The sequence below is a fragment of the Myxosarcina sp. GI1 genome (genome assembly GCF_000756305.1).
GTDB lineage: Bacteria > Cyanobacteriota > Cyanobacteriia > Cyanobacteriales > Xenococcaceae > Myxosarcina.
Genome location: NZ_JRFE01000005.1, coordinates 1 through 7,595, shown reverse-complemented (window position 1 = coordinate 7,595; position 7,595 = coordinate 1). Strand labels below are relative to the sequence as shown.

The following is a 7,595-nucleotide window of genomic DNA, read 5'->3' as shown; positions in this document are numbered from 1 at the left end:
GGCGGTGCTCCTAATAGCAATACCAACCCCGATTACGACTTTAGTACTTTTGAACAAAGTGGTGAAGGCGATCCCAACGAATTAATCAAACAAAGCCCCTTTGGTCGCCTGCTAGACCTTCCTGGCATCGACAGTGCCGAAGATATCTTTGGTAACGTCGGCGGTGGCGGTTTTGGCGGCGGTGCTGATGGTGCTAGTAATCCTTTTGCTAACTTCAATCCTCTAGAAGAAGGTAATCCTTTAGTTGAAGGAGATGAGCCTGATGTTTCCTTTGGCGGTGCTGGCAATGGTGCTGGTAATGCTGCTCCTGGTAAAGGCGGCAAACCTAACTCGATGGATGGTGACAATGCCCCCGATGAAGACAGCGGCAACTCCAGAATGGGCGGTGATAGGTCTACTGGCGGTAGCAGCCCTCTTGGCAGCAATGCTGGTGGTGCTGTTGGTGGCAATCCTTTTGAATTTGACCCGACGGCAGATTCTTCCAATTCTTCCGATATTCCTTCTGGAAATACTTTCCTTAAGGGCGAAGTTCCCGAAGGTCTTTCTGACGAGGAACTTGCTGTTTCTAGTGGAGTAGCTGACAGCGAAGATGCACCTGCTGAAAACAACAGTTCTCCTGGAGATAATTCTATGGAATCTAATTCTAACTATAATTGGGATTTTGATTTCGCTGATTTTGGTAGCCTTAACCAAGATTCTTCAAGCGATGGCGGTGCTTCGGAACCCGCAGATGAAGAACCATTGTTTGATGAGATTGATTTTCAAAATCTTCAGGCGAACGATGGAGAAAACACGAATGCTTCTGTCAGTGAAGTTCCTATTTTCAATGCTGAAACCAACGAATTACTGCTTCCCAACGGCGTTAAAGTCAACCCTTCCAACGAAGATGGCGAACTCGATATTTCGCTAGAGGCTCCTGTCTTTAACGAGGACGGTTCAGAGGCTGGCAATCTTAAGATATCTTTCCCTGATTTTGTTGAAGACTACTATAGTTCTGTTTTCAATAGCGATGACATGATAGAAGTCTTTCGCGGTAGCGGCTCTGAAATTTTCAGTTCCGAAATCTCTGACATTGAGGGTAATTCCAATCTATTTGGTATTGATACTCCTGTTCTTGGAGAGGATAACGTACTGCAAGTTCCTGGTGGCTTTGAGATTGACCTTTCTGGAATCATGGGTGATATGTAGTTGCTTAAGATAATTCCTTAGCCGACTCAAATCTATTCACAAATCAGGGTCGCATTGCAGATTTGCCAGTGCGACCTTGGTAATATACCTTCACCTAGATCGCGATTTCCTCGCTACGACCCAATCGACGCACTATTTTTCTCGATAATTAAATAAGAAGCAATGACTGATAATTTAATACAACTATCCTCATCCAATGGCAAGAAAACCGCTAATAGAGACGGTAATGGCACCAAGGCGTTTGCGGAGCTAGCCGAAGGCATCGCCACCCAAACTAAGAAACCCGAACCAGAGATTCCGCAACTGACCGTAGCTCAGGCACTGGTCAAAGTCCTAGAAAACTTGGGAGTTAAAGAAGCGTTTGGCGTGTCTGGCGGCGCGATGGCAACGGTGTGGGGTGCTTTGTCTAATAGCCCGTCAATTGACGTACTGCACTGCCGTCACGAGGGAGGAGCCGCCTTCGCCGCTACAGAGGCTCACTTTGCAAGCGATCGCCCGATTGTGGTCTTTACTACCGCAGGTCCCGGCATTACCAACGCTCTAACAGGTCTGCTGGCAGCAAGGGATGAAGGAGCGAAGGTCATTCACCTCTCAGCCTGTACTTCAGCCCCGCAGCGCGGACGCTGGGCAATTCAAGAAACGAGCGACCAGACAATTCCCCAGGGCGGAATTTTTACCTCTGGTGCTTTGTTTAACTATGCAACGGTTTTAGAATCCCCACAGCAACTTCCCCAAATCGCCCGCAGATTGGCACTAGGTTTGGCACAGCCAGGGGGTTTTGTAGCTCATATTAGTATTCCGACTATCGTTCAGTCCACCCATATTGAAACTCTTATCCCTGAAGTTAATCTCACTCCTGCGCTTCCAGTTCCCAGCCAGTCAACGGTGGAGATGGCGGCACAGTTACTCTCGGAAGGATCTTTTGCAATTTGGGCTGGTTTTGGCGCACGAGGGGCAGCAGCAGCGATCCGCGAACTGGCAGAAAGAACTGGAGCCGCCGTTATGTGTTCTCCTCGTGGTAAAGGCATTTTCCCCGAAAATCATCCCCAATACGTAGGTGTAACAGGCGTAGGCGGACACGAATCGGTGATGAACTACATGCAGGAGCGATCGCCTCAACGTATTCTGGTACTGGGAACCCGTCTTGGCGAACCGACTTCTTTCTGGAGTAAAGATATGGTTCCCGCTCAGGGATTTATTCACGTTGATGTCGATCCTAAAGTTCCTGGTGTCGCTTTTCCGTTTGCAGTTACTTTTCCCGTTATCTCGGATGCCAATATCTTTGTAAAAGCATTACTCAAGAACTTTCCCAGGCAAACCGAGCAAAACTTCGCTCTACCAAATCCCGAAAGGAACGAAATCGCTCCAGCTGGGAGCAACTTAGTAAGACCTGAAATCCTGATGGAGGCAATTCAGCGCGTCGTGATTGAGGGTAGCGATGCAGTCGTTCTGTCTGAGTCGGGAAATTCCTTTACCTGGACGACTAATATGCTGAGGTTTCCCCAAGCCAATCGCTACCGAGTCAGTACGGGAGTTGGTTCGATGGGACACAACGTTACTGGAGTCGTTGGCGCAGCCAGAGGACGTAACGGTAAAGCTGTGGCGATCGTCGGCGATGGCTCGATGCTGATGAATAGCGAAGTCAGCACGGCAGTTAAGTATCAGCTTCCTACCGTTTGGATCGTTCTCAACGATGCTTACTACAATATGTGCAATCAGGGGATGACTCTTTTAGGGATGAAAGGGGCGGATGCCAAACTACCAGACACGAATTTTAGTCTCATTGCTCGCGGCATGGGTGCTGAAGGTATCCGCGTCGAAGCTGAGGCGGGACTTGAGGCAGCACTAGAAAAAGCGATGGCGGCAACAGGTCCTGTGGTGCTTGATGTCACTATCGACCCCACTCGCTTTGCACCTTCTAAAGGACGTAACAAGAGCCTCAGCGCTCAGGGCGTTAAATCTACTAAGCAGGAGCAGAAAGAAAAGCAAGTTTCGTTTCCCTTGGTCTAAGCCCTGGCAAAACTAATACTCCAAAACTAGAACCTGGGAAATTGGGTTGATTTTTCCTGCCCTTTTCCCCATGCCTGTATTTAAAGCTTTGTTTGTTGATGGGCGACTTAGCAGATCGATGCGATCGCCTGAACGAAAACTTGAAGTTATTAGCGACAATTGTTAGCTAAATGTAACTTTTCTTTTGTTGAAACTGACATTTTATTTGTTTTTCTTTCTAGTAAAAACAGCTTGGCAAAATCGAAACATAAAATATTGCTGAATTTCGACCGAAAACACGGTCGAGTTATGTCAGTTTGTTTATCAATCTAAATAAATTCAACTAAATAGTTTAGTCGTTCATCTAAAAAATAGTCACTTTGTCAAAAGATAGTTGATTGGCATGGCTTATTACATTCTGTAACCTAATTCTTAGAAGCGTAGGTTTTTTTGAAGCTTATCTTACAAAAGAACAGCGATTTATCTCTCGGATTTTACTCAAAAACTACTACCAGGCTCGAACTTTAAAGCATTAGGTTTAGACATAAAAAAATTAGGTTACGTTCCCTGCCGTAAAACGGAACAGCAACCCAAAGAGGCGCGATTGGGGCTTTCAAGCTCCATAAACTGAATTCAGTTCACAGCCTCTGAAAAATATTCTCCAATTTAGGGCTTGCGTAACCGTTTGTCAACCTAATTTTACTTAAATAGACCGAGTTGGGAAGTGAAGTTTATTGACGATAAAAAAAATAGGAAAAGCCAGCTTGTCTTTTCTTTATTCAATTACCGATCGCTTGAATTTACTTACTTATAGTGACTAATAGACTTACTTAATGACTACCAACAATAGCAAACTATTAGCTGAATCAGGTGTAGAAGGGGAGCAGCGTGGAGCTTTTTGAAACTGTTACACGAATGGGTCACGAACAAGTTCTTTTTTGTCATAACCCAGAACAAAATTTAAAGGCAATAATTGCGATTCACGATGCCAGCCTGGGTTCGGCAATGGGAGCAACTCGCTTGTGGCCTTATGTAAGTGAAGCCGATGCACTGCGAGATGTTCTTCGCCTCAGTCGCGGCATGACCTACAAAGCAGCCTGTGCCAACATTCCCGTTGGTGGCGGTAAAGCGGTAATCATTGCCGACCCGCGAGCTAAAACCAGCGAACTTTTGAGAGCTTATGGACGATTTGTCAACAGCTTGAACGGACGTTTTATTACGGGACAGGATGTAAATCTTTCTCCCCGCGACGTGCGGGAAATCTGTCGGGAAACTAAGTATGTTGTGGGAGTATCAGAAAAATCTGGAGGACCCGCTCCTATAACAGCATGCGGAGTTTTGCTTGGGATAAAAGCGGCAGTAGAGTTTGGCTTACAAAAAAGACTCGACGAGCTAAAAATTGCTATTCAAGGACTGGGAAATGTTGGCAGCAATCTGTGTAAGCTTCTCTACGAAAAGGGAGCAACTCTTTTTGTCACCGACATTAATTCAGAAAGAACGGCAGAAATTAAGCGCCTTTACGGAGCTACAGTTGTAGAACCCGATGAAATTTATACTCTCGATGTTGATGTCTTTTCCCCCTGTGCTTTAGGAGCAACTTTAAACGACTCAACTATTCCTCTACTCAAAGCTTCTATTGTTGCTGGAGCTGCTAATAATCAGCTTGAAAACGAACAGCTACACAGCAAACTCCTTAAATCCAAAGGTATTTTTTATTGTCCCGACTACGTTATCAATGCTGGCGGCTTGATCGACGTTTACAACGAAATGATTGGCTATGAGGAACACAAAGCTTTTAAACAGCTAAACGGTATTTATGACACCTTGCTGGAAATATTTAACATTGCCAAGCAACAGGACATAACCAATTTTGAAGCTGCTCAAAAATTAGCAGAGGAACGCATTAAAAAAGCGAGATTGCAAAAAGCGACAAAGGAACACTAACGAAAGGATTAATTAATGGAAGAAAATACCTTTGCCACATCTGCGTATATTGCCACTTCTTCCGAAATGGCTTTTGACTATCTCTGTAGCCTGGAGAATCTTGATGACTGGACTCTCTACAGCCGCATGATCGAAAAGATTGATGAAGATACGTGGTTGGGTACTGCCTCTGGCTATCAAAACAATCTTTACTACCACGTCAAACGAATAGAAAATCCTTTCTTTCGCGGTATTGAATGGCACTGCGGCTTCGAGTACCAAAAATATTTTCAGGTTTATCCCGTTTTCCTGTTTCCACCAGAATACATCGAACCCGGTACGGACGAACCAGGAGTTTATTTTCACTGGCTCAGCTTTGTCGATCCCAAGCGGCGAACGCCAATGATCATGCAGGGAATTGAAACTGTCCACACTTCCGAATGTCGCTCTTTAAAAGCGATTTTGGAGCGCAGCACTGGTAGAACTGAAGCCGCTCAGGGACGCTATCAGATTGATACTGACACTATCTATGTCAATGCTCCAATCGAGTTAGGTTTTGAATACCTGCAAGATCTCCGCAACATGGAAGACTGGGCGCATTTTCTCCATGCCAATGGCGAGATTGCCCCAGATTCGGGTAACTTCCTCGATGAATACAGCCAGAAGGTAGAAGTCAGCCTGCGGACTCATGACCTTAACAACTACTACCTAATCGAACAAAACTTTTACTATCCCGACGACGATTTCACCCAGCGTTGTCCAACGGTAATCATTCCCTGTTCCTACGCTTTTGGCGACCCAGATGCACGAGGATTTATTCAACACCGAATTACCTTCTGGCCCCTGCATAAATCTTTGCGTCGCGGCAAGCTACAGATTCAGGACTACGGAGCTGAAAGCATGAACGTCAAGCGTTTGCTGGAAGCCAAAGCAGGTAACACGGAAACATTTGCCCATGGTATGAGCTACAAACCCGCTGACTCCAAAGCAACTGTAGCTTCTGCCTAAAGCTGAAACTCTATTTATACACATTATTTGCACCGCATAAGAGATAAAACTCAAGCAATTGATTTGTTTATGTTTGCCAAAGCCGAATTTGAGCTTTAGATAAATCACTATCAGCAATTATCTCTGATTTCAAGGTACGACACTAACACAATTTGAAATTGGAAATTTGAAATGGAAGAAACTTTGAACGAACAGACTCCACCAGCAAACGCTACAGAGGGACAAACTCCCCCAGTAAATTCTACAGAGGCACAAACTCCGCCAACAAACGCGGCACCTGGCAACGAAGACGTGATTCCTAGCCTTCCAGCGCAGTACTCCAGTGGCAACGCCGGATTTTTTAACCGCCAGAACGAGGCTGTGCCTACAGCCGTAACAGTTGGTCCCGACGGCGCACTTTACGCCTCTGAGCTAAGCGCGTTGCCCTACCCCGAAGGCTACGCTCGCGTGCTGCGCGTGGGCGAACCTGAAGGCGTTGCCAGCTTCGACGGACGCACTCCAGGCGGCATTGGTCAGATCTACGCCAGCGGCTTCGAGCAGATTAACGGTCTAACCTTCGACGAAGACGAGGCACTTTACGTCCTCGAATACGAAAATGGCAGCACCGTTTACGATCCCACCCTCTCTACCGAAGACCTGCCGCCGAGCCGCTTGATTAGGGTAGACCCAGACGGCACGCGCGAGCAGATCTCTGGTGAGGAGCTGCGCTTTGGAAACTACGTGTTCGCGCACGAGGGCAAGGTTTACGCCGCAATCAACAACGGCGATGTTGAAGAAGGTCAGGTTCTTGCCTACGAGCAAAACTCTAAGTCTGGCGAGTGGTCATACGAGGTCGTAGCGAAGAACCTTAAAAACCCACGCGGCATGGATATTGGTCCCGACGGCAACCTCTACGTTCTCGAATCAGGCGATGGCACGCCAGCAGACGACCCGAACGTTGACGACGCGCTAAGCGTTCAATTCATTCCAGGTTTGGTCAGCCAGCGCGCTGGCTATACTGGCGCGATTGGTAGAATCGACTTAAAAAACGGTGGTTACGAACGGCTTTATGAGGGTTTGCCCTCGACCATCGAATACGACCCGAACACTGGCGAAGACCGCATCCTTTCCATCGGTCCAAACGGTCTGGCGATCGACAACGACGGCACGGCATGGATCGCCTCTGGAGGCGGTCTCTCAGAGGATACTGCTGAGGCGTTGGGCGAATTTGGCGAAGGCTTACGCGGTGTACTTAAGTTGGAAGGTTTGTTTGGCAAAGATCCCTCGCAGGCGACCTGGACTCTGGCGTTGGACACGGTGCAATACGCCCTCAAAAATGGTCCGGACGGCGCAACCACGCTGTTCAACACCCAGAGCAACCTGAACGACATCGAGGTCGGTTCGGACGGCAATCTTTATGCCGTCGATGCGGCGCGCAACGTGATGTACGGCATCAGCCCAGACGGTGAAGAGGTAGAAAGCGTCACCGTGCTACAAAAGACCCCGCC

Annotated in this window: 4 protein-coding genes and 1 pseudogene; all 5 read left to right on the top strand. The window is 47.3% G+C overall.

Annotation, left to right across the window (positions count from 1 at the left end):
- A pseudogene (locus tag KV40_RS35560) lies at nucleotides 1-1,188 on the top strand (hypothetical protein); the annotation flags it as partial.
- Between the two features lie 162 nt (nucleotides 1,189-1,350).
- Nucleotides 1,351-3,198 carry a scytonemin biosynthesis protein ScyA gene (gene scyA / locus KV40_RS01975; RefSeq protein ID WP_036477490.1) on the top strand — a complete coding sequence of 616 codons (1,848 nt, stop codon included), beginning with the start codon at nucleotides 1,351-1,353 and terminating at the stop codon, nucleotides 3,196-3,198.
- An 867-nt stretch (nucleotides 3,199-4,065) separates the two neighbouring features.
- A complete protein-coding gene (gene scyB, locus KV40_RS01970) occupies nucleotides 4,066-5,121 on the top strand; it encodes a tryptophan dehydrogenase ScyB (RefSeq protein ID WP_036477488.1) in 1,056 nt (351 codons plus the stop codon).
- A 15-nt stretch (nucleotides 5,122-5,136) separates the two neighbouring features.
- Complete coding sequence (gene scyC / locus KV40_RS01965; RefSeq protein ID WP_036477486.1) at nucleotides 5,137-6,108, top strand: scytonemin biosynthesis cyclase/decarboxylase ScyC; 972 nt, start codon at nucleotides 5,137-5,139, stop codon at nucleotides 6,106-6,108.
- Nucleotides 6,109-6,279: 171 nt separating this feature from the next.
- The coding region (locus KV40_RS01960) for a ScyD/ScyE family protein (RefSeq protein WP_036477483.1) at nucleotides 6,280-7,595 on the top strand (1,316 nt) is incomplete at its 3' end.